At 62.9% G+C, this 22,177-nt stretch carries 16 protein-coding genes and 1 tRNA gene; 9 read left to right on the forward strand and 8 right to left on the reverse strand.

Annotated elements, in window-relative coordinates; genetic code table 11:
• Positions 1 to 146: 146 nt before the first annotated feature.
• The 5 genes from QD208_RS01235 to QD208_RS01255 all read right to left on the reverse strand — a co-directional run bounded on the left by QD208_RS01235 (position 147) and on the right by QD208_RS01255 (position 9,696).
• Complete coding sequence (locus QD208_RS01235; protein WP_279835344.1) at positions 147 to 2,864, reverse strand: GNAT family N-acetyltransferase; 2,718 nt, start codon at positions 2,862 to 2,864, stop codon at positions 147 to 149.
• The gene (locus QD208_RS01240; RefSeq protein WP_279835346.1) at positions 2,861 to 4,477 is read right to left on the reverse strand and encodes a SidA/IucD/PvdA family monooxygenase; all 1,617 of its coding nucleotides are present in this window, start codon (positions 4,475 to 4,477) and stop codon (positions 2,861 to 2,863) included. Before QD208_RS01240 ends, QD208_RS01235 begins: the two co-directional genes overlap by 4 nt.
• Positions 4,470 to 6,104, reverse strand: a complete 1,635-nt coding sequence (locus tag QD208_RS01245) for an aspartate aminotransferase family protein (protein ID WP_279835347.1) — start codon at positions 6,102 to 6,104, stop codon at positions 4,470 to 4,472. The genes QD208_RS01240 and QD208_RS01245 overlap by 8 nt, the downstream gene beginning before the upstream one ends.
• A 444-nt stretch (positions 6,105 to 6,548) precedes the next feature.
• Entirely contained in the window at positions 6,549 to 8,681 is a 2,133-nt protein-coding gene (locus QD208_RS01250) for a TonB-dependent siderophore receptor (RefSeq protein ID WP_249330378.1), read from the reverse strand.
• A 310-nt stretch (positions 8,682 to 8,991) separates the two neighbouring features.
• Complete coding sequence (locus tag QD208_RS01255) at positions 8,992 to 9,696, reverse strand: hypothetical protein (protein ID WP_279835349.1); 705 nt, start codon at positions 9,694 to 9,696, stop codon at positions 8,992 to 8,994.
• 208 nt (positions 9,697 to 9,904) lie between these two features.
• Between QD208_RS01255 and QD208_RS01260 the strand changes: the two genes are divergently transcribed.
• A tRNA-Ile gene (locus QD208_RS01260) sits at positions 9,905 to 9,981 on the forward strand.
• A 261-nt stretch (positions 9,982 to 10,242) separates the two neighbouring features.
• Here the strand turns inward: QD208_RS01260 and QD208_RS01265 are convergent.
• Complete coding sequence (locus tag QD208_RS01265; protein ID WP_052384472.1) at positions 10,243 to 10,800, reverse strand: hypothetical protein; 558 nt, start codon at positions 10,798 to 10,800, stop codon at positions 10,243 to 10,245.
• Positions 10,801 to 11,522: 722 nt separating this feature from the next.
• On the opposite strand from QD208_RS01265, the gene QD208_RS01270 reads away from it, so the two are divergent.
• From QD208_RS01270 to QD208_RS01280, 3 genes are all read left to right on the forward strand, one after another.
• Positions 11,523 to 11,885 (forward strand): hypothetical protein, encoded by a 363-nt coding sequence (locus tag QD208_RS01270; RefSeq protein WP_279835350.1) that lies wholly within the window; start codon positions 11,523 to 11,525, stop codon positions 11,883 to 11,885.
• Between the two features lie 643 nt (positions 11,886 to 12,528).
• Positions 12,529 to 12,843, forward strand: coding sequence for a hypothetical protein (locus QD208_RS01275; RefSeq protein ID WP_279835352.1), 315 nt, complete (start codon positions 12,529 to 12,531; stop codon positions 12,841 to 12,843).
• Between the two features lie 236 nt (positions 12,844 to 13,079).
• Positions 13,080 to 13,307 carry a hypothetical protein gene (locus QD208_RS01280; RefSeq protein WP_054555349.1) on the forward strand — a complete coding sequence of 76 codons (228 nt, stop codon included), beginning with the start codon at positions 13,080 to 13,082 and terminating at the stop codon, positions 13,305 to 13,307.
• 147 nt (positions 13,308 to 13,454) lie between these two features.
• On the opposite strand, the gene QD208_RS01285 is transcribed toward QD208_RS01280, so the two are convergent.
• Positions 13,455 to 15,068: a peptidoglycan DD-metalloendopeptidase family protein gene (locus QD208_RS01285; RefSeq protein WP_279835353.1), complete on the reverse strand. Its 1,614-nt coding sequence runs from the start codon at positions 15,066 to 15,068 to the stop codon at positions 13,455 to 13,457.
• A 509-nt stretch (positions 15,069 to 15,577) separates the two neighbouring features.
• On the opposite strand from QD208_RS01285, the gene QD208_RS01290 reads away from it, so the two are divergent.
• Positions 15,578 to 16,483 (forward strand): LysR family transcriptional regulator, encoded by a 906-nt coding sequence (locus QD208_RS01290; RefSeq protein ID WP_279835354.1) that lies wholly within the window; start codon positions 15,578 to 15,580, stop codon positions 16,481 to 16,483.
• A 175-nt stretch (positions 16,484 to 16,658) separates the two neighbouring features.
• On the forward strand, positions 16,659 to 17,669 hold the full coding sequence (locus QD208_RS01295; protein ID WP_279835357.1) for a glutathione S-transferase family protein: 1,011 nt from the start codon (positions 16,659 to 16,661) through the stop codon (positions 17,667 to 17,669).
• Between the two features lie 86 nt (positions 17,670 to 17,755).
• Here QD208_RS01295 and QD208_RS01300 read toward each other — a convergent pair whose 3' ends face one another.
• A complete protein-coding gene (locus QD208_RS01300; RefSeq protein ID WP_279835359.1) occupies positions 17,756 to 18,277 on the reverse strand; it encodes a YaiI/YqxD family protein in 522 nt (173 codons plus the stop codon).
• A gap of 591 nt (positions 18,278 to 18,868) precedes the next feature.
• Between QD208_RS01300 and QD208_RS01305 the strand changes: the two genes are divergently transcribed.
• The 3 genes from QD208_RS01305 (at position 18,869) to QD208_RS01315 (ending at position 22,156) form a co-directional block, all read left to right on the forward strand.
• Complete coding sequence (locus QD208_RS01305) at positions 18,869 to 20,575, forward strand: DEAD/DEAH box helicase (RefSeq protein WP_043333127.1); 1,707 nt, start codon at positions 18,869 to 18,871, stop codon at positions 20,573 to 20,575.
• Positions 20,576 to 20,780: 205 nt separating this feature from the next.
• Complete coding sequence (locus tag QD208_RS01310) at positions 20,781 to 21,353, forward strand: hypothetical protein (RefSeq protein WP_279835360.1); 573 nt, start codon at positions 20,781 to 20,783, stop codon at positions 21,351 to 21,353.
• A 53-nt stretch (positions 21,354 to 21,406) separates the two neighbouring features.
• Complete coding sequence (locus QD208_RS01315; protein WP_279835362.1) at positions 21,407 to 22,156, forward strand: endonuclease V; 750 nt, start codon at positions 21,407 to 21,409, stop codon at positions 22,154 to 22,156.
• Positions 22,157 to 22,177 lie beyond the last annotated feature (21 nt).

Below are 22,177 nucleotides of genomic sequence, written 5' to 3' on the forward strand. Positions count from 1 at the left end.
TTATCAATGATTGTATGTCAGGCACGCCAAGGACCGCCCCCGTGCATGACGAGGGCGGTCCCGGTGCTGCTTGGTCGTAGTTAGCTGATCGTAGTTAGCTGGTCTTGGCTGACGGGCCGTAGCTGATGGGTCATGGCGATCACCGCCTAGCGGCGGGCGAAGGCCGCGATGGGGTTATCCAGCTCGCCCTTGAGCTGCAGGGCGCCGGACGGATCGGTGAGATCGACCATCTGCTGGTTGTTGCGCAGCTGCAGGCGGTTGAGGCACGACAGCGTGAAGCGCGGCGCGAACAGATCATGACGCGCGAACTTGTCGGCCATCTCCGGATGGGCATCCTGATAGTCATGGATGCAGGCCGCGACGCGAGACCAGAAGGCCTCCTCCGTCATCACCTGCTCGCGCACCAGCAGCGGTACCGCGAAGCGGAAGATGCAGTCGAAGACATCGGTGAGCAGCGACAGGATGCGGATCGGTTCCGGCACCTCGACCACCAGACGCTCGACCCCTGCCGGCAGTTCGAGTGCACGCGTCTCCTCGGTGGCGAACAGCGCCGCTTCCTCGGCGATGTCCTTCATCAGCGCACCGCACGGTACGCCATCGCGCAGACGCATGATCAGGTTCTCGCCGTGTGGCATGAACACCAGGTCGTGCTTGAAGTAGCAGTGCAGCAGCGGCGTCATGTAAGCCGTCAGCCACTTGTCGATCCACGCTTCGGCGCCGATGCCGGAACGCTCGATCAGCGCCGGCAGCAAGGCCTTCTCATCGTTGTCGACATGCAGCAGCGCGGCCATGGTCATCAGGCGCTCGCCCTCGTCCTTGACGTCTTCCGGGCTCTCGCGCCACAGGCTGGCCAGCATCTTGCGATAGCCGACGGCCGCCGGGTCCGCGTCTTCCAGCACATCATCGCGATAACCGATGGCCGCGACTTCACGCAGCAGGCGGAAGCCCCACTTCTCGAAGGACGGGTCCGAATCGATCAGGCCCTGCAGCCACTGATTGATGACCGGAGTGGCACGCATGTAATAGGGCGACAGGCCGCGCATGAAGCCCATGTTGAGGATCGACAGCGCCACCTTCACATAGCGGCGATTCGGCTGATTGCGGTTGTAGAGCGTGCGGATCGACTGCTGGGCCTGATAGCGGTCCTCCCCCAGGCCGAGACAGATGATGTGCTGACTGGCGATCTCTGCGGCGAAGGTGATCGCCAGCTTGTGGCTCCACTGCCACGGGTGCACCGGCATCATCAGGTAGTCGGCGGGCGCAAGGCCCTTCTCGGTCAACTGCTGTTCCAGGCGGGCGAGTTCGGCTTCACCCAGCTCTTCCTCGAGCAGACGGCGCGGATCGAGACCATCCACCGCCGAGTAATGGGCGTTGTCGCGATGCACGGCGATCCACACCAGCGAGAACGGCTGGGCGGCTTCCGGCGCGTAGGCGCGATAGTCCAGCGCATCGAAGCCCATGCGGCCATTGTTGGCGACGAAGCACGGATGGCCTTCGCTCATCGCCGATTCCAGGGTCTGGAAGGAGGCGCCCGCCAGCACGCGGGCGGACTGATTCTCGCGCACGGCGCGCTGCATCTTCCATGCGCTGGAGGCGAGCGTGGCGCTGACCTCCTCGAGATAGACCGGCAGCAGACGTGGCGGAATCTCCAGCACGTCATTGAGTTCCAGAATCAGCTCACGCGCGTCCAGCGGCAGGGCGTTGCCGTCGGCATCCAGACGCTGAATGGAGGCGGCATCGATCAGCCAGTGATCGAGCTGGAAACGGCGCGCCACGAAGCGATATTCCGCCGCGCGGCGGCTGACCGGCGGCGTGTCGCTGACCTGCGCCGCCAGCGGCAGGCGGAAGTGATGCCAGTTGTCATGGCTCTGGCAGGCGGTGCGGGTGCCGCAGTCATCGGCGCATTGCGGGTGGATCAGACGCTCATGGCTGAATTCGGCCAGCGCCTTGCGCACCAGCAGGCGATTGGCCTGCTGCCAGTCCGGCCCGGTGAGGTGCTGGCTGGCCGCGGCCGGGTTGGCGGTCACGCCGTTGTCCAGACGCGGGCTGCGAGTGGCCAGGGCGGCGCGGAAGTCCTGCGGGGTGCAGAAGCACAGCCGGGCCGGCTTGCCGTCGAGATCCAGCGGGCCATGATCGACGAAGCCCACTGCGGCATTCAGCGGATGAATGGCGCGATTGCGGCTGTCCGGCTCCACCACCACACGGGTCACGGGACGGACTGCATCTTTCCCTTCATCGGCATGCTCATCGCGGAACTGGCCGGCGAAGATCATCGCCATGATCGATTCGATCACCGCCCGCGAGAAGCCGCTGATGGGGGCCTGGTCCTCGCTGCGCGGCGCGACGAGGAAGTGCATGCCGAAGTCGCCGGGCTGCACACTGTAATGCTTGCCGAGCGGGTCGTGCGCCGGGTCATAGAGCTCGACCAGAAAAGCTGGCTGGTCGTTGTAGAAACCGACCCAGCCCTGGGCGTGCTGGCTCTCTTCCAGGCCCTGGTAGAAGTCGTACTTGGTGGTGATGAGGTCATCACTCATGCCCCAGAAGCTGGCGCGTTCGCCGCTGGTCCATTCATCCACCATCGCCATGTCGGCGGCAAGGTCGAGCGGGCGCAGCGCGAATTCGGCGCGCTCGCTCGTGCTGTCGTCCTGCGGCTTGCGCAGGCGAGCCTGGGCTTGCTCCAGCTCCACTGCGCGGCGGGTGAAGCGCGTTCCCGGTGCCGGGCTGAGCAGATCGAGCGGTGCCGGCACGGCGAGTGAGGTCGTCCCGAACAGCTGTTGTGACGGTGTCGCCGCACTGTGGGAGCTTGCCGCGCTGCTGGACTGTTCGGCGCTTGCGGCGCTGGTGATGTCGACTGGCATGTTCATGCGGTGGTCTCCCGGTGTTGCGGTGCAGCGGTGTGAGTCGTGTCGGCCTGGGTGTCAGAGACGGTGTCGATAGAGGAGCTGTCGGTAGAGGCGGTGCCGGCAGAAGAGAGGCCGGTAGAAGAGGTGCCGGTAGAAGAGGTGCCGGCGTGAATATCCGTCTCGCCGTAGGGCAGGTGTGCGGCGGGCAGCGGTGTGAAGCCATTGCCACAGCCCTTTTCAGAGCCGGGCGTGCCGAAGCTCTGGAAGGCGATGCGGCGCTCGATGGTATAGACCTCACGACCGGTGATGGCGCGCAGGATGCAGCTGTTGCGATAGCAGGCCATGCCCAGGTCCGGCGCGGCCAGCGAGTGGGTATGCAGCTCGGCATTCTGGACGAAGATCTCGCCGGCGAACGGCGATTGATCGCCCTCGTTGCCGTCAGCATCCGCGGTGCTTTGCGTGTCGACGGCGTAGAAGCGCCCGACGGCGTAGCGGCCTTCCTCGTCACGACGAATGCGTGACTCGATGCTGCGCAGGAAGGGCGGCGCCACGTAGTGATAGCCCGTGGCCAGCACCACGGCGCTGGTGCCATGACGCCAGGCCTGCTGCTGTTCGCGCTGATAGAGGCCCAGGGTGAAGTCGCCGTCAGTCTCTTGCTTGTTCAGCGAGGTCAGTTCGGTATTGGTCATCAGGGTGGTGGGCACCACGCCTTGCAGCTGCTTGGCGTAGAGGGTGTCGTAGATCTCGTCGATCAGCTCGAGATTGATGCCCTTGTAGAGGCCCTTCTGGGTCGCCAGCAGGGTGTTGCGCTGCTCACGCGGCAGGGCGTGGAAGTAATCGATGTAATCCGGCGAGGTCATCTCCAGCGTCAGCTTGCCGTATTCCAGCGGGAAGAAGCGCGGCGAGCGCGTGATCCAGTTGAGCTGGTAGCTGTGCTGGTCGATCTCGCGCAGCAGGTCGAGATAGATCTCGGCGGCGCTCTGGCCGGAGCCGATGATGGTGATGGCCGGCTGGGAGGTCAGTTCCTCCTTGCGCGCCAGATAGTGGGCATTGTGGCACACGCGGCTGCCCGCGACCGGCACCACGTCACGCACGGCGTCGGCGGCTTTCGGCAGGTAGGGCTGGGTGCCGGTGCCCAGCACCAGCTTGCGTGCGCGATAGGCGAAGGCTTCGCCGGTGCTGGGGCGAGTGCCGCGCACGACATAGATGTCGCCGACATGCTGGATGTCCTGGACGTCGTGATCGAAGCGCAGGCAGCTCAGCTCGCGCGCCGCCCACTGGCAGTACTGGTTGTACTCACGACGCAGTAGGAAGAAGTCTTCGCGGATGTAGAAGTTGTAGAGCTTGTCGTGCAGCTTCAGATAGTTGAGGAAGCTGAAGTGGCTGGTCGGGTCGGCCAGAGAGACCATGTCCGCCATGAAGGGCGTCTGCATGCTGGCATCTTCCAGCAGCATGCCCGGGTGCCAGTCGAACGCGGCCTTGCGCTCGAGGAAGACGCCCTGGACGTCTTCCAGCGGCTCGCTCAGGCAGGCAAGGCTGAGGTTGAAGGGGCCGATGCCGATGGCAACGAAGTCCAGCACATCATCGCGCGCTTCCAGAGTGTCTGTGACGTGAGGGTTCGAGGTGTCATGCATGACGGCTTTCCTTGGCTTCTGTGGTGTGACTGCGACGGCTGGCGGCCGGAATGTCGGCCAGTGGTGCGCCATGGTTCGGCTGGGCGGTGGTGCTGACGGCCAGATGATGCGCCTTGACCAGCGCCTGGCCGTGCTGACGGATCAACTCGACCACGGCGGCCAGGTCTTCCTGGCGCGTTTCCGGGTTCAGGAGGGTGAACTTCAGGTACTGACGGCCCGAGACCTTGGTGGCGGCGACGATGGCTTCACCGCTGCGTGACAGGCGCTTGCGGATCTCGCGGTTCAAGGCATCCCACTGTTCGGCGCTGAGGGTCTCTTCACTGGCGTCATGGAAGCGGAACACCAGGGTGCTGAGCTCCGGCGCCTGGACGACATCGATGTCCGGCGCCGCCTCGAGCAGCTGGTAGCCCTCGCGGGTGAGGTCGATCACGCAATCGAGCATGTCGCCGAGGGCATCGGCACCCATCAGGCGCAGTGTCATCCACAGTTTCAGGGCGTCGAAACGCCGCGTGGTCTGCAGACTCTTGTTGACCTGATCCGGCGTGCCTTCGCGGGCCTGAAGCTCCGGGTTGAGGTAGTCGGCGTGATAGGTGACGTGGCGCAGCTGGGTGCGATCACGTACCACGCAGGCACTGCAGCTGACCGGCTGGAAGAAGGTCTTGTGGTAATCGATGGTGACGGAGTCCGCCATCTCGGTGCCCTTGAGCCAGTGACCGTGGCGGCGAGAAGTGATCAGACCGCCGCCATAGGCGCCATCGACATGGAACCAGATGCCACGGGCGTGGCATTCACGACCGATGGCCTGCAGCGGGTCGATGCTGCCGAAGTCGGTGGTACCGGCAGTGGCGACCACGGCCATCGGGATCAGGCCTTCGGCGCGGGCGTTGTCGAGGGCGTCACGCAGGGCTACGGGGTCCATGCGACGACGCTCATCCACGGCGACCGGGATGACGGCGTTGTGGCCGAGGCCGAGCAGGGCACAGGCCTTCTGCAGACTGAAATGGCTGATGCCGGAAGCGAAGACGCGCAGGCGTCCGGCTTCCGGTGGCAGGCCGTGGGTCTGGTTGCCGGGGTGGTCGGGCAGCTTCTCGCAGACCGCATCACGCGCCAGCAGCAGTGCCATCAGGTTGGATTGGGTGCCGCCGCTGGTGAAGATGCCATCGGCGGTCGGACCCAGGCCCAGGCGCTCGGTGGTCCAGTCGATCAGGCGCTGCTCGATCAGGGTGCCGCCGGCGCTCTGGTCCCAGGTGTCGAGTGAGGAATTGATCGCGCCCAGCAGGCTCTCGGCCCATACACCGGGCAGCACGACCGGGCAGTTGAGGTGCGCGATGTAGCGGGGATGATGGAAGTAGACGGCGTCCTTCAGGTAGAGCGACTTGAGCTCCTCCAGACCGGCTTCGAGGTTCTCGAGGGGCGTCTCGAGATCGAGGTCGGCAAAGGCCGGACGCAGGGCCTCCGGGGTGATGCCACTGAACGGCTTTTGAACACTGTCGAGCTGTTCAGCCACCAGCTGGCTGATGCGGTCCATGCCTGTCTGCCAGGCATCCATGTTGGCAGGCGAGAACAAGGCGGCGCGCGGCGAGCTGGACAGTGAGCGCGCACAGGCGTCGGTCTGGGCGTCAGACACGGAGGATCCTGCGGCAGCGCCGTAGGTGGCGGCGGAATCTTGAAGGCTGTGCATTACATAACCTTATGCGAATGTTCGCAGATAAAGACTTGGAAGAGACTCGCAGCCAGCTGGGACAGATGGCTCAGGTGCGAGGACCAGTCAGGACATTCATCAAGTGCCGCGTTTGCGGTCGTTGTTGTTGGTGAAGCTGTTGGCAAAGCGGTCGGCGTGGTCAGTCACGTCTGCCGTGGGCATCGGCAGAGTGAGTCGTCACCGAGCGCCCCTGTGTCGGGCAATCTCGGTGGCCGGCAATCCCGGTGGCCGGCATCCCCGGTGTCATGTGCTGGACACGCCAGAGCTATCAGACGATGAGTGGTTCAGGGCGATGGTGCCGGCGACATCCTTGCCGCCGGCGGGTCGTGCGGGACGATTCAGAATCGACGGACTGCGGAGTTTTCGAAATCAGAAATCATAGGTCAGTGTCGCGGTCATGCTGCGCTCGGCACCGTAGTAGCAGAAGCTGGTGTTGTAGCAGGACGCGATGTATTCCTTGTCGAACAGGTTGCTGACGTTGAGCTGCACGCTGGTGCCGCTCCAGCCGATCTGGCTCAGGTCGTAGCCGACCAGGGCATCGACCAGCGCGTAGTTCGGCACCTTCTCGGTGTTCTCGGAATCCGCCCACATGTCGGCGTAGTAGCGCACGCCGAGACCGGCATTCAGCCCCGTGAGCGGGCCTTCATTGAAGGCGTAGTCACCCCAGACGCTGACCTGGTGCTTGGGCACCTGGTTGGCATCGTTGCCTTCGGTGCCATCTTCCGCCTTGGCATAGGTCACGTCGGTGTAGCTGTAACCGGCCTGCAGCGCGAAGTCGCGGGTCACCTGAGTGCGGGCTTCCAGCTCCAGGCCCTGGGACTCGATCTCGCCGTAGGCGGTGTAGTAGCTGTCTTCCGGGTCCTTGGAGGCGACGTTTTCCTGATTGATGCGGAACAGCGAGACGCTGTACTGATCACGCGTGCCGTTGGGCTGGTACTTCATGCCGACCTCGACCTGCTTGCCGGTGGTCGGGTCGAGCAGGTCGCCGTCTTCATCGGTGTAGGAGTTCGGCGAGAAGGACGTGGAGTAGCTGACATAGGGCGAGATGCCGTTGTCGAAGCCGTAGATCAGGCCGATGCGGCCGCTCATCTCGTTGTCGTTCAGCTCACTGGTGGTGTTGTAGTCACGATCGGTGTTCTTGATGTTGACCCAGTCCTGACGCAGACCGGCGGCCAGGTTCCAGCGACCCCAGCTGATCTGGTCCTGCAGGTAGACACCGGTCTGGTCCAGTTCACGCTTCTGGTTCTCGGTGGCATAGATGGAGACATCGGCATCGCTGCTGCTGGAGACATCCAGCGTGCTGGCGGTGCCGTATTCCCAGTCCACGTCATTGGTGCGCGTCTGATAGTCGGCACCGAACAGCAGGGTGTGATCGAAGGCGCCGGTGGAGAAGCGGCTCTCCAGCTGGTTGTCGACGGTCCAGGCGCGCAGGCTTTCTTCGCCGCCGGAGTAGTAGCGGGTCAGCTCGGTGTCCGAGGCCCAGCCATAGGCGTAGACCTGCTCGAGGTCCACATCGGAGCGCAGATAGCGGAATTTCTGGCGTGCAGTGACAGCGTCATTGAAGCGGTGCTCGAAGTCGTAACCGAGCATGCGTTCGGTGCGATCGAACTCTTCGTAGTCCTCGTCACCTTCGTAGAAGTCGTTGCCGAGCTTGGTGCCGTTGTAGCTGACCACCGTGCCTTCATAGGGCAGGCCGGAGTGGTAACCGCCTTCCGGGTCCTTCTGGAAGTAGCCCATCAGGGTGACGGTGGTGTCGTCGGTGACGTCCATGGTGATCTGAGGCGAGAAGGCGTAACGCTCTTCCTCGACGGAGTCGACCTGGGTGTCCTCGGCACTGGCGAGGCCGGTCAGGCGATAGGCGATGCGCTTTTCGTCATCCAGCGGGCCGGTGAGGTCGAAGGCCGCGCTGCGTTCGTTGTCGTCGCCGACGGTGAAGCGGACCTGGCCGGAGTCCTGGAACTCGGGGCGCTTGGACTGCATCGCGACCAGACCACCCGGCGAGGAGCGACCGTAGAGGACGGAAGACGGCCCTTTCACCACCTCGATGCTGTCGAGGAAGTAGGGGTCGATGGTCATCGAGCTGTAGGAGCCCGAGTCACCCATCAGCTTCAGGCCATCCAGAAAGGTGTTGCTGACACTGCCATCGGAGAAGCCACGCAGCACCAGATAGTCATAGCGGTTGGAGGCACCGATCTGGTTGGTGAAGACGCCCGGCGTGTAGTCCGCGGCACGCTGGACTGTCTCGGCTGCGCGCTTGTCGATATCGTCGCGCGTGATGGTGGAGACGGCCTGGGGGGTTTCCAGATAGCCGGTGTCGGTCTTGGTAGCCGCTGTGGTGGTCACCGTCATGGTGTCGAGGGTCTCGTCCTGAGACTCACGGTGGTCGGCCGCCATGGCCTGACCGGCGAAGGGCAGGCCAAGGCCAATCGCCAGTGCCAGAGGGTGCCTGGGCAGGGTCATCAGCAGGGAGCGAGTGGCTTTATGTGCGGCGGAGTCTTTCATGAGCGCGGTGTTCCATCCGGAATGATTTATATAGGAATGATTCTTGTTCGTCGTTCTCTCCTGTGGGTAGACGTTCAGATGACCGCTTTCTGAACCATGAATGAGAATTATTTTTATCATTCTCTTATGTCGTGGCGTCATGAGGGCTGACCATCGCCGTCATGCTCGTCCTTGCTGGCTGGCGCAGGCCGTTATCCTTGGCTGCTACCGGCACAAAAAAACCGCCCCGTAGGGCGGTTCTGATGACGCGATGAACGTGCTCGCGACGGGATCGCCGCGCTTGTCTGGCGGCGTCGCGCTGTGCTGAAGGTTACTGGTCGACCATCTCGCCCTGCAGCGTGATGGGAATGTCGCCTACCAGCTTGCCGTAGCCCAGCAGGTTGAGCAGAGTGCTGCCGACCTGATTCCTGGCGACTTCTGCACTGTCCAGTGAAATGGGGTCGGCGTTGATGAAAGTCATGTGGGTGGCATCCTGACGGGTGACCTCCAGCGGCAGGGTCTCGCGGTGGGTGCGGTTGCCATCGGTGGCCGAGAAGGGCACCTGCATGCGCGTCGTCTGACCGGGCTCCAGCGCCGCGATGGCCAGCGGATCAAGATTCAGGGTCAGCGTGGCCAGGCGCATCTGGCTGACGCCGGACAGCCACGGCGGCAGCTCGCCGACCTTGTCGAGCAGATCGGTTTGGCCGACGCTCAAGGGAATGCTCATCTTGCCGTCATCTCCCACGGTGCCGCTCAGGCCATTGAGGTGATGCACGTGCTCCACATTGCCCTGGCTGCCCTGCGCGGTCAGCGTCGCGGTGGCGCCGCTGCTCTCGGGCACCAGCTGCCAGGCGGCCTGTGTCGGCAGGCTGACACCGATGCCACTCATGGCGAAGGCCAGTGCCGCGGCCTTGATCGGGGTGCCGAAGCGGCTTTTGGCGGCTGTGGCGGTGAGGCGGCTGGCGGGTTTGCCGGTCGAGCGACGCGCAAGCGTGCGACTCAGGGCGCGGGTCCAGCGAAAGAAAGGCAATGACATGTCATGACTCCTGATGGCCAGGGGCTTGATCGGGCGAGGCCCGCCATGAGCGCCTGGAAAAGATTCGATGCTGCAGATGGGACATTGGACAGGCGGCGGCTCCAAGGGTTCGCGACACTCGTCGCAGCCGGGAGGGGAGAATCGCTATGTTGTTGAGTTTTCGGGCTTTCCCGAGGCTCATGCTTTCGCTATCATATGCGCGCTGCATGGGCCCATAGCTCAGTTGGTTAGAGCACTCGACTCATAATCGATTGGTCGCAGGTTCAAGTCCTGCTGGGCCCACCATGCATGCATGCCAGTGGGGTTCATTCAGCTGATGCTCAAAAGCTTCAGTGCCCCGACAAGTCGCCAATGGCGGCTTTTTTTGTGCCTGCCATTCCGGCCTTTCTTGCTGTTCTTTCTTTCCCTTCTTTCCCCCACCAGTGCATCAATGGCGTGATTTCTCGTGGTCCTGAACCACGAACGCCCCATGCCGTGGGGCATGAGGCGTTTTCCTCTGCATTGCCGCGGATCATCCGGTTCGGGTGATCTCTTGCAGGGTCGCTATCACTGAGTCTCTTCTTCCATTTCCTGCTCAGTGTCATTGGCGGCACCGCTGATGGCGTTGCCGGCGGTGGTCAGCGCATTGGCGGTCGCCTGACGAGTGTCCTGCCAGGCGCTGGCAGCGGTGTTCTTGGTTTCATCCCAGGCCGCTGCGGCGCTCTTGCGCGTGTCCTGCCACCAGTCAGTGGTGTAGTTCGGCTGCTGCTCGAACTCGCTCACATCCATGTCGAGGTGGATGCGGTATTCCAGAGCATCCAGATCATCGCCCTGTTCGGTCTCGAGGGTGAACTTGCCCGTTTCCACGACGTACTGGTTCTCGTCCAGCCCCATGGAGTCATCGCTTTCGACGACCAGAGCGGCGACCTGCATGTTGTCGTCGAGCAGGATGTCCTCGACTTCACCGATCACGTTGTTGTCATCGTTCTGCAGGTAGACATCGGCATCCATCAGCTCATCTGCGGAGTAGAGCCCCTGCGGACTGGCCATGGCCATGCTGGTAGTGGATAGCAGCGTGGTCGCGGTGATCGCACCCAGAATCTGTTTGCGGTTCATATTGCTCATGCCGTACTCCTTGCGTGTTGAATCGGTACTTCTGGTCCGGTCCCTCAAGCGCTTCCTTCTCGCTCGTGGCGCAAATGATTCGCCAGAACCATGACCCTACCCACTGAGATCCTGACGAGACCGACAAGTTTCAAGGGGGGGGGGGAAGAAAAACTTGTACGAGAATTTCTCTGTCTGTCATATGCAAGGTGTAAAGGGGCAATGTCGTCGTGCCAAGAAAGTGGGCTTTCTGGTGCTCCATAACTGTCGCGAACAGGCCGCCCGCAAGCGCTCTGTCAGCAGGGCTCTGACGAAGGGTTCGAGTAGAGGGGCGAGCAGAGAGATGAGGTGCTGAAGGATTGCTTGGATGCCAAGGCCCGCGCCGTTCAAGGCAAGAAGTCGAAATGATGCACGTGGATATGTCGCAATCAGTGCGCGTTCAAGGCTTTTCTGCTCGCTGATTGGCTGCCTGACGAGTGGGGCAAGATGTTTTTGCACGTCAAAAGAGGCTTTTTTGTAGCGAAGTGTTACACGGCTCTGGCGGGGCGCTCTCGTGCTACAGCGGGCGCATGGGGAGAGGTAAACGCTTGATCAGCGCACATGAAAACGCCTACCAATGCGTCTACATTAGCTATACAGATACGTTCTGATACGCGTTAAAACTTGTACAAGGTTTTGGAAGTGTCTAACTTTGCAACTGTCGAAGCACGGCGGGGCAGGCAGGAGATCACCCTGATACAACATTGATGGAGCCGCAGAGGCGCTTTTTCAATCCCTTGTCAGGTTGCCGCAAGTTTCCACATCGTCATGCCGCCCGCTCCACCGGTTTCGAGCACAAGGTTTTCATCATGGATCCAATGGAGGGCATCGAGATGAACACAGTACGCAAGGTTCCCATGGAGTGTTCACGCTGTGGCAGCAACCGGGTTCACCTCGAAGATTCCCCGGCAGATGATGACATCGTCAGTTGTGCAGAATGTGATGAGTTTCTGGGTGTCTGGTTCATGTTGCGTGATCGCCTTGAAGTCAGCGCCCGCAAGCGAGCTGCGATTGACCCGGCCCTGATGGCGCAGAAGGTGGTCCAGCAGCTGGACGCCTCGGCCTGAAGCAAGCGCCTGTAGGGCCCAGTGTTCGCCAGTGCGTGTGAGGGCGCACAAGAATTTTTACCTCAGTGCCAGTCGGTTTCGCTGTTTCGCCCTGGTCGCGGGCTTGTTGCCCAAGGCAACGAAACTGAATATCTGGCACTGCAGGTGGAGTCGAGATTTCCGTGATATCGCTGACGACTGTTCAGCGTCCTGGTCGACCTGCGGCGAGCCGCGTTGCTTCCGCGATAGGTCCTGTTCTGCCTGAGAGTGTTTTCCCGGCCTTTGGTCGGGATTTTTTTGGCTTCAAGCCCATGAATACCCGTCTGACGCCCGTCTGAAGAACGGTGCGGCGGACACCCCCTGATCTGGTATGCGTTTGATCTGCGTCATTCGCGAGGTGTTATCAGACTGTAAGATAGTGCTGTCAGACTCTTGCCGGTCGCGCTGCCATGAAGTGTGTTCCGCGCTCTGCGCGATACCTTCCGCAGCCGTGAGCGCAGAGACTGACCAGCGATAAAATTGTGGCATCTAACCGAAAGTGCAATGGAGTCTGTCGCTATCTGTCTCCATCATGCGCACGCAAACCGAGCCACGTCTTGATGTTTTCTGTACTGAGAATCTGGTCATGACATCGTCATCTTTTGCGTCGAAAAGGAGTTCGCGCATGTTTACCCCATCAGTCCCGACCCGTAATGGCCCTCAGTGTCCCGAATGCAACGAAGCGCTGGATTGGCCTGCCCGTGATCTGCCGGATGATCACATCCTCAAGTGCCCGAACGGCCATGCGTTGTGTTCGATGGGCGATTTTCGCCTGGCGGCACGTGAGATGGCGCTGCAGGAAGAGTTCCGCCTGACGCGTGATGGCGCCAGGTCACACGGCCAGCACCGTGTGCCGGAGCGCCCCGTGGCGTGCATGTCCAACACCGCAAGTCACGGCACCAGCCATGAGTCGCTTGCCGGCAGCATCAGCGCCGCGTGACATCTGTCTGTTCGCGTCTGCCCCTCAAGCCCCGGCCATCGTGCCGGGGCTTTGCGTCTGAGCGTAGTGCCGGGCAGTGCCTGGGCGAGGTATCTCGGTGAGGTAGCTCGAGCCGAAAGGCGAGCGACTCCCCGCCAGCGGGGTTGCATGCCGTGTGAGTGGCCCCATGTCTTGGGGAGACGCCAATCGACCAGCCTCAAGGCGAGCGGCCCAGACACCGAACAGGAGAATGCTTCATGTCAGATCTTTCCGAGGAACTGCGTATTCCCAAGCCGTGCCCGGACTGTGGCAGTCAGCGAGTCCGCGTCTCGCAGGTCCACAATCCCGACGACAAGGTGTTCTGTGCATCCTGCGGTACCTACGTCTGTCTGTATGCCGATGTGGCCAAGATGCGAGAGGAGGGCGCGAGCAGCGAAGCGGAAGAGCTGCTGGAGCAGGCGTCCAACAAGGGCATGAAGAAGTGACCTGATCTCTGGCCGGGACACCGACAAAAGAAAAGGCCCCCCACCGTGAGGTGAGGGGCCTTTTCTTTTGTCGGGCACATTACTTGTCAGGCGTATTTCATGTCAGGCGCAGGCCCTGTGCTTGCGGGCCAGCGCCTGGGTTCGCGTCTAGCTCTCGTCACCCTGACTCGGGGTAGAGGCCTTGGCGATGGCACCAGTGTTGTCGGCGGCTTCCAGCTTGGCCAGCATGTTCTCTGACTGACGCTTGAAGTTGGCGAGCGCCTTGCCGGACAGGGACTTGTTGTTCGGCAGCTGAACGCGCATGGCATCGACCTGGCGGTTGTTGACCATCACCTCATAGTGCAGGTGCGGGCCAGTGGAGCGGCCGGTGTTGCCTGACAGGGCGATCTTCTCACCCATGGTCACGCGCTCGCCTTTCTTGACCAGCGGGCGTGACAGGTGCAGATAACGGGTCTTGTAGCCGTTGTCCATGCGCAGCACCAGATAGCGACCGGCCAACGGGTGGTTGCCGACCAGCTCGACGACGCCATCCGCGGTGGAAAGCACCGGCGTGCCGATACGCACCGCGAAGTCGGTGCCCTTGTGCGGGCTGATGCGTCCGGTCACCGGATGGCGACGGCTGAGGTTGAACGGCGAGCTGATGCGCGCCTTGTGCGCCAGCGGATAGCGATTGAAGGCCGGGTCGAGGCCCTTGCCGTCGGGGGTGTAGTAGCGGCCATCGCTGCTGTTGCGCACCACGGTCAGTGACTTGCGAGAACCTTCATAGCGTGCGGCGAGGATGCGGGAATCCATGCTGGTGCCGTCGATCATGTCGGACTCGACCAGTACCTGGAACCTGTCACCCTTGCGCGTATCGCGACGGAAATCGATCTTCTTGCCCAGCACCTGGGTCAGCTGGCTGACTTCCGCGACGCCCAGGCCAGTGGCTTCCGCCGAGAGAGAGAAGCTGCCACTGACCGTACCGGCGAACATGCGCTGAGTGGCCTGGGTCGCCTTCTCGATCTTGGCGACATTGAAGCTTTCACCGCCGGCCTCACGCTTGACCATGAAGCCGCGACGCGCGTCCTTCATGATGCGCAGCGCCAGCAGGTTGCCGTCTTCATCCAGCTTGTAATCGAAGCTGTCGCCGATGCGCCAATGGGTCAGCACGCGCTTGTCAGGCAGCGCCTTGAGGATGCGCGTGGTCTCGCTGTAGCCAAGGCCCAGCGAGCGCTCTGCCATCACGGCGAAGGTGTCGCCGGCCTGCACGGTATAGGTCTGCCACTCGGGCACATAGACTTCCTCGGCCGCCAGCTCGGTCTGCAGCGTCGGGCTTTCGCCGAGCTCGACCGGGTCGACGGAGAGGTCGTCATAGGAGGTGCCGCCGGCCTGTTCGTCGGTCGCGGTGCCGATGACGGCTTCTGCGGTCTTCACTGCCGCCGGCGCCAGTGCCACGATCGGACCTGCCGTCTGGCTGTCGGGATGATAGTTGGCATCCGTCAGCAGCGTCGGCATGTCGAAATCGATGGCGACGATCTCGCTGGGCGTCAGTGCTGCCAGCGGAATGTCACCGGAGGCCGAGCTGGTCGCCGTCTGATTGGCGAGCTGCGCCGGGCTCAAGGGAGACTGAGTGTCGTCTGAGGCAGCAATCGCCAGCGGCAGCTTGGCCGGGGTGCTGGAATTTGCACTGGCTAGGTCGATGGCGATGGACTGTGAGGCCGTAGAGACATCAGGAGCATCGAATGTTTCGAGAAGCTTGTGAGCACCCAGCACGGTAACCATGGTGGCAACAGGTAAAAGAAGATACTTGTGCGCGCGAGGGAGCGAATGAAGGATTCGCAGCATATGTGACCGATAAAGTTATGTGAAATGAAAAGATGGCAACAATGAGGCATTCGAACCTTAACCAAGGTTCCCATCGTTCGATAGGCTGGACGCATGTCCAGTATGAGTAATTCAACCCTGTTTAGATCATTGACGGCGCAATTGGCGGTACCGGCAACATGAGGTCTGGCGAAAATAGCGCCATTTTTGCTTAGGAAACGCTGTTCAGGCAGTAAATCCTGCTTGGTGTTAAATTTTGTAAAGTTACGCAAAATAGCGTATTTGGCCTCCTGCATTTCAGAGGATGCCGTCCTGATGTCCGAGGATTGCGACCAGATGTCGGGAGTCTGACAGCACAGAATGCTCTTTTGCTCCCGTCGGGTTGCAGTATCAGGTGTCTGGTTTTTTGCGTCTGGCATGTCAGGATTGCCCCGTGCATTCCCGTACGTTCTGCAAGAGGAATCCCGATGTCGTCACGCGTGACACTGGCTCAGTGGCAGATGCTGGCCGCCGTGGTGGACCATGGCAGCTTCGCGCGCGCGGCGGCCGCGATCCACAAGAGCCCCTCGACCCTGAATCACGCCGTGCATCGCCTGGAGGCCTTGCTGGGCGTGCAGGTGCTGGAGCCGGTCGGGCGCAATGTCCGGCTGACCGAGGCGGGTGAATTGCTGCTGCGCCGGGCGCGTCAGCTGATCGAGAATGCGCGGGCACTCGAGGATGTGGCCGATGCGTTGTCGGCAGGCATGGAGAGTGAGATCGCCATCGCGGTGGATCAGCTGTTTCCGCCGGATGTGCTGGCACGGGCGCTGGAAGCCTTCTCGACGGCCTACCCTCAGGTGCGTGTCCAGCTGCACGAGACGACGCTGACCGGCGGGCGCGAGCTGTTCGAGGAGAAGGAAGCGGACCTGTTGATCAGCGGCCTGATGCTGGATGGCCATCTCGGCACCCCGTTGCTGCGTGAAACCTTCATCGCCGTGGCGGCGCCGGGGCACCCGCTGCATGCCCTCGGACGGCCGCTGGATCTGCGTGATCTCGTGCAGCATCGCCAGCTGGTGGTACGCGACAGCAGCCGTTCCAGCGGCATGGATGCCGGCTGGCTCAAGGCCGAGGCGCGCTGGACGGTGAGCCACCTGGCCACGTCAGTCGATCTTGCCGAACGCGGACTGGGCTTCGCCTGGCTACCCCGTACCCGCATGAGCGAGGCCCTGGCCCGAGGGCGGCTGCTGCCACTGCCGCTGGCCAATGGCGGCGAGCGCGAAGTGTCGCTGATGCTCTATCTGCCGGACGATGATCGCGCGGGCCCTGCCGTCCGGGCGATGAAGGCGCAGCTGCACGCTGCCGTCGAGCAGGACGCCAGCGAGCGGCGCTCCTGAAAGCGTGCAGGGTCTGATAAGCGCGCAGGCCCTGAAAAGAGTGAGGGCTTGAGAAGAGCGCACGACGTGATCGTTCGAGAAACTCGATCGTTGCCACGCAGTGAATTCGCTTGCGCTGTCGCGCTTGGCTCTTAGGCTGGTGGCATCCCCTCAAGCCATATAAGGAGCGTGCAAGATGGGCTTACTGGTCGACGGCAAGTGGCAGGATCGCTGGTATGACACCGACAGCACCGGCGGTGAATTCAAGCGCGAGAGCGCGCGGCTCAGGGATTGGGTCGTGGCGCCCGATGCCCCGCTCGAGGGGCCGCAGGGACAAGCGGCCGTGCCCGCCAGTGCAGACCGCTTCCACCTCTACGTCTCGCTGGCCTGCCCCTGGGCGCACCGCGCGCTGATCATGCGCTCTCTCAAGGGGCTCAAGCCGCTGGTCGGCATGTCCTACACCAGCCCCTTGATGCTCGAACATGGCTGGAGCTATCTCGAGGAAGAAGGCTCCAGCGGTGATCCGATCAATGGCGTGCGCTATCACCACCAGCTCTACACCCTGACCGACCCGCACTACACCGGCCGTGTCACCGTGCCGGCGTTGTGGGACAAGCAGACCGGTCGCATCGTCAACAACGAGTCGGCGGAACTGGTACGCATCTTCAATGACGCCTTCGATTCGCTGACCGGCAATGATCTGGATTTCTATCCCGCAGACCTGCGCGGCGAGATCGATGCCATCAATGCCGAGGTCTATGACAAGGTCAACAATGGCGTCTACAAGACCGGCTTCGCCACGCGGCAGGAGGTCTACGAGCGTCACTTCACGGCGCTGTTCGAGTGCCTGGATTCACTGGAGCACCGGCTTTCCGACTCGCGTTACCTCACCGGTGAATGGCTGACCGAAGCCGACATCCGCCTGTTCACTACCCTGATTCGCTTCGATGCCGTCTATTTCGGGCACTTCAAGTGCAATCAGCGCCGTATCGCCGACTATCCCAATCTCTCGCACTATCTGCGCGAGCTGTATCAGTGGCCGGGCATCGCCGAGACCTGCGATCTTGCGCATATCAAGACCCACTATTACGCCAGTCAGCAGACCATCAATCCCACCGCTATCGTGCCGGTCGGCCCGAGCCTGGCGCTCGACGCTCCCCATGACCGCGAGCGTCTGCCGGGCCAGGGCATTCGCCGTCACGCCTGAGGTCTTGAAGTGTGAGCTGATCGCGCCTGAGTTGATCGCGCCTGAGTTGGTGGCGCCAGGGTTGATGGCGAGCAGCGGCGGTTGGATCAGGTACGCGGTGTCGGGCGTCTGATCTTGGCCAGCCAGCGGTCCAGTGCATTGCCGAAGTCGCGTTGCTCGCGCTGGCCGTAGGCGGACGGGCCACCGGTGTGCTCGCCGCTGGAGCGCATGCTCTCCATGAAGTCGCGCATCTGCACCTTGGCGCGAATGTTGTTGCTGTCCAGCGCTTCGCCGCGGGTCGTCATCACCAGCGCGCCTTTCTCGATCGCCTCCAGCGCCAGCGGCAGGTCGGAGGTGATCACCATGTCGCCAGGGTGGGCGCGCTCGACGATCAACTGATCGGCAGCATCTGCCCCTTGCGGGACCGACAGCGCCTTGACGTGCATCGAGCGCGGCAGCGGCACCTGATGATTGGCGACGAACCAGGTGGGGGTCGCGGTGCGTTCCGCCGCGCGCACCAGGATGTCACGTGCGGCGCGCGGGCAGGCATCGGCGTCGACCCACAGCGTGGTGACATGCTCGGCGGGATGTTGTGGGGAGGGGGCGTCATGGTCTTGCGCGTCAGTCATGCAGGCTCCTGTCAGGTGGCTGTTCAGCGAGTCGTGATGGCAGGGCGCATGCCTGCCCGAGGGCGGCCGGCCTGCGACCAAGGTCAAAAGAAAGGATGCAGAATGCGTGAGAGGCTGCTAGAATGCCAGCTCCTCGCATGTAGTGACCCACCATCCTGAGTAGCCGAGCCCGACGTGATCGCCGTTTCTTGTGGCCATCAGCCGGTATTTCGCGCCTCCCGGACCGCGTGGCGTAGCTTGCCCCAGCCATCCGTGACCCCTCGACTCGATCGATGTCCGGCCGCCGCGATGCAAGACCCGTCCCTGTCCACAGTGTGCATGATGGAGCGCCCCGAGACTCTGAGTAGAAGAGCCTCTGGTTGCTGTACGGTCGCCGCAGCGTTGTGCCTGAAAGTGGAATTGCGTCCACCTTCAGAGCAACCCGGGCCCGTCCATGCCAAGACGTCCAGCACTCGTACGTTTTTTCTGATGATGCCAGCGCCTCGTGCCTGACTGCATCGCCAGACGGAGCCCTTACGCTTCGTGTCGGTTCAACCCGACCCATTCTTCAGCTGCAAGCCTTACTTGTAGCCATTTAGGTGTGAGATATACATGACCACGACTTCCGTCGTCGATCGCTTCAGCGATCTTGCCCTGCTGCCTGCCGTCCTGACCTCTCTCGAGAAGCTGGGCTACGAAACTCCGTCCCCGATCCAGGCTCAGACCATCCCGAGTCTGCTCGAAGGCCGTGACATGATCGGCCAGGCACAGACGGGTACCGGCAAGACCGCTGCCTTTGCACTCCCGCTGTTGACCCGTCTGGACCTCGACCGCCGTGAACCGCAGGTTCTCGTGCTGGCCCCGACCCGTGAGCTGGCCCAACAGGTCGCCGTCAACTTCACACGTTACGGTCAGTTCATGCGTGGCCTGGAAGTGGCCACTCTCTGCGGTGGTCAGGACTACCGCGAGCAGATGCGTAGCCTCAAGAGCGGCGCGCAGATCGTCGTCGGCACCCCGGGTCGTGTCATCGACCACCTGGACCGCAAGAGCCTGAACCTGAACGGCCTGAAAGCCCTCGTGCTGGATGAAGCCGATGAGATGCTGCGCATGGGCTTCATCGATGACGTCAAGCGCGTCGTCGCCGATACCCCGAAGGAAGCGCAGCGCGTCTTCTTCTCCGCGACGCTGCCGACCGAGATCGAGCGTATCGTCAACCGCTACCTGGTTGATCCGGTCAAGGTTGCCATCAAGTCCGAATCACGTACCGCTTCCACCATCGAACAGATGATGGTGCGTGTCGAAGGCGGCGCCAAGCTGGAAGCGCTGTCCCGTCTGCTGGAAGTCGAGACCGTCGATGCGGCCATCGTCTTCGTGCGCACTCGTGCCGCCTGTACCACTGTCGTCGAACAGCTGATCGCTCGCGGTATCTCCGCGGCAGCACTGTCCGGTGATCTGGACCAGTCCCTGCGCGAGCGCACCGTGACTCGCCTGAAGCGTGGCAAGGTCGACGTGCTGGTCGCGACCGACGTCGCCGCTCGTGGTCTGGACGTGGCGCGTATCACCCACGTCTTCAACTACGACCTGCCGGGTGACAGCGAATCCTTCGTCCACCGTACTGGCCGTACTGGCCGTGCCGGTCGTGAAGGTCGTGCCATCACCTTCGTCAGCGGTCGCGAAATGCGCAAGGTTCGCTGGATGGAGCAGGCCCTGGGCCAGCGCATCACCGAACGCCAGCTGCCGAGCGAAGAAGAGATCCGTGGCCACCGTGACGCCGCCTTCCGTGCTCGCGTCGTCGAAGCCCTGGGCAGCAGCTCCAACGGTCACCGCGCTCTGGTCCAGAGCCTGGTCGAAGAAGGTCACGACCCCGTCGAGCTGGCCGCTGTCTTCGTCAAGATGGCTCGCGCCGAAGAGACGCCGATCCAGTCTCTGCCGAAGCCGGGCGCGCGTCGCAACGAGCGTTCCGAGCGCGGTGAGCGCACCGAGCGTCCGGAACGCGGTGAGCGTCGCAACTCCGCGCCGGTCGCACGTGAAGGCATGAAGCTCTACCGTGTGGCCGTCGGTCACCGTGACGGCGTCAAGCCGGGCCAGCTGGTTGGCGCTCTCGCCAACGAAGGCGGCATCGAAGGTTCACGCATCGGTCGCATCGACATCCGCAACACGCACAGTGTCGTGGAACTGCCGAGCGGTCTGCCGACCAGCATCGTGTCCAAGATGGCGCGTGCTCGCGTCGCTGGCCGTCCGCTGGAACTGGCAGAAGACGGTGCGGGCGCTCGTCCGCAGCGCCGTGAAGGTGGCAACGACGACCGTCGTCGCGCCTGATCAGGCCTGAGTCGGGCCGGCACTGGTCGCAGTGCTGGCCACGGCTTCTGAAAAGACCGGTACCTCTCACGAGGTGCCGGTTTTTTTGTGCCTGAACGAAAGGCGTCACCGGGGCTGGTATCCTGTGCTGGCGTAGGTCCACCGCTAATCGTAGCTCCACCGCTCATCATAGCTCCACCGCTCATCATTTCCCGAGGATGCCCACATGATCTCTTCACTCGATGCCTTGCGCCGTGGCCTGCAGGCCACGCCTGCCCGCCAGCTGATGCTGTGCGCTCTGCTGGCGACCCCCTGGCTGCCACTCGGTGCGGCCCACGCCGAATCCGGCATGCCCGCCAGCAGCGCCACGCCGGAGATTCGCGTCCCGCTGGTCTCGCTGGAGGCCCTGCGTCTGGCGCCGGTGGTCTCACCGCAGGGCGAGGCGCTGGGCAAGGTCGAGGATGTGCTCAGTGACACCCGTGGTCAGATCCATCGCCTGCTGATTCGCCCTGACGGCGGTGACAAGGCAGCCAGCATCGACTTCGCGCGCTTCACCCGTGAGGCGGTCAGTGACCCGCTGGCGGCTGAGGCCCCCGGCGACATCCGTTACCGACTGGTGCTCGACATGACGCCGGAGCAGCTGACGTCCCGCGCGGACCAGCCGCTTTCCAATCGCCTGTCACGCCAGTTGGAACGCAGCATGGGGGAGGTCGGCAACGGGCTGGACACCTTCCGCAATCAGGCGGCGGAGGTGCTGCGTTCACTGGGCAAGCAGCTTGAAGGTGAGGGCGATCGATAGCATCTGAGGGAGAGAGACCCGCAACCGCCGAGAGGGAATGCATGAGTGAGTGGATGACAGCACTGCACGATTGGAATCTCGACCCTGCCGCCGCCGTTGCCAAGCAACGCGAAATGGCCACTCGACTGACGCTGACGCCGCCCTGGGGAGCAAGCCCCGGCGAGTGGCCAGCGACCATCACGGGGGTCGATATCGGCTTCGAGGATGGGGGCGAGGTGACACGCGCGGCGGTGGTGACGCTGGATCTGGCGTCGCTGGAGCCCCTCGAGCAGCAGCTGATCCGTCAGCCGACACGCATGCCGTATATTCCGGGCTTGCTGTCGTTTCGGGAGTTGCCCGCCGCCATCGCCGCCCTCGAATCGCTGGAGCGTGCGCCCGAATGCCTGATGGTGGACGGCCATGGCATCGCGCACCCGCGCCGCCTGGGCGTGGCGGCGCATCTCGGCCTGTGGTGTGACCTGCCATCCTTCGGCGTGGCCAAGAAGCGCCTGTGCGGCAAGCATGGCGAACCGGGCGATGAGCGCGGTGACTGGGTCGCGCTGACGGATCGCGTGCGTGAAGCGGATGGCGAGCTCGGCATCATCGAGAATAGCGAGCTGCCCAAACGCGAACAGCGCAGCCAGCTGGGCGCCGTGCTGCGCTCACGCGCGAAGGTCAAGCCGGTGTTCGTCTCGTCGGGCCAGCGCATGAATCTGGACACGGCGCTGGCGATGACCCTGCACTGTCTGGGCAAGACCAAACTGCCCGAGCCGACCCGACTGGCGGACCAGCTCGCCAGCCGCCGCCTCAAGCGGCTACGCTGAACCTGGCTTCGTGACGCCTGG

This window comes from Cobetia sp. 29-18-1 (assembly GCF_029846405.1).
In the GTDB taxonomy this organism is placed as follows: Bacteria; Pseudomonadota; Gammaproteobacteria; order Pseudomonadales; family Halomonadaceae; genus Cobetia; species Cobetia amphilecti.

What these genes read in the sequence shown, in the direction of transcription:
- QD208_RS01235 (WP_279835344.1), bottom strand. Translation starts at nt 2,864, where the DNA reads ATGAACATGCCAGTCGACATCACCAGCGCCGCAAGCGCCGAACAGTCC.
- QD208_RS01240 (WP_279835346.1), bottom strand. Translation starts at nt 4,477, where the DNA reads ATGCATGACACCTCGAACCCTCACGTCACAGACACTCTGGAAGCGCGC.
- QD208_RS01250 (WP_249330378.1), bottom strand. Translation starts at nt 8,681, where the DNA reads ATGAAAGACTCCGCCGCACATAAAGCCACTCGCTCCCTGCTGATGACC.
- QD208_RS01255 (WP_279835349.1), bottom strand. Translation starts at nt 9,696, where the DNA reads ATGTCATTGCCTTTCTTTCGCTGGACCCGCGCCCTGAGTCGCACGCTT.
- QD208_RS01265 (WP_052384472.1), bottom strand. Translation starts at nt 10,800, where the DNA reads ATGAGCAATATGAACCGCAAACAGATTCTGGGTGCGATCACCGCGACC.
- QD208_RS01275 (WP_279835352.1), top strand. Translation starts at nt 12,529, where the DNA reads ATGTTTACCCCATCAGTCCCGACCCGTAATGGCCCTCAGTGTCCCGAA.
- QD208_RS01280 (WP_054555349.1), top strand. Translation starts at nt 13,080, where the DNA reads ATGTCAGATCTTTCCGAGGAACTGCGTATTCCCAAGCCGTGCCCGGAC.
- QD208_RS01285 (WP_279835353.1), bottom strand. Translation starts at nt 15,068, where the DNA reads ATGGTTACCGTGCTGGGTGCTCACAAGCTTCTCGAAACATTCGATGCT.
- QD208_RS01290 (WP_279835354.1), top strand. Translation starts at nt 15,578, where the DNA reads ATGTCGTCACGCGTGACACTGGCTCAGTGGCAGATGCTGGCCGCCGTG.
- QD208_RS01295 (WP_279835357.1), top strand. Translation starts at nt 16,659, where the DNA reads ATGGGCTTACTGGTCGACGGCAAGTGGCAGGATCGCTGGTATGACACC.
- QD208_RS01300 (WP_279835359.1), bottom strand. Translation starts at nt 18,277, where the DNA reads ATGACTGACGCGCAAGACCATGACGCCCCCTCCCCACAACATCCCGCC.
- QD208_RS01305 (WP_043333127.1), top strand. Translation starts at nt 18,869, where the DNA reads ATGACCACGACTTCCGTCGTCGATCGCTTCAGCGATCTTGCCCTGCTG.
- QD208_RS01310 (WP_279835360.1), top strand. Translation starts at nt 20,781, where the DNA reads ATGATCTCTTCACTCGATGCCTTGCGCCGTGGCCTGCAGGCCACGCCT.
- QD208_RS01315 (WP_279835362.1), top strand. Translation starts at nt 21,407, where the DNA reads ATGACAGCACTGCACGATTGGAATCTCGACCCTGCCGCCGCCGTTGCC.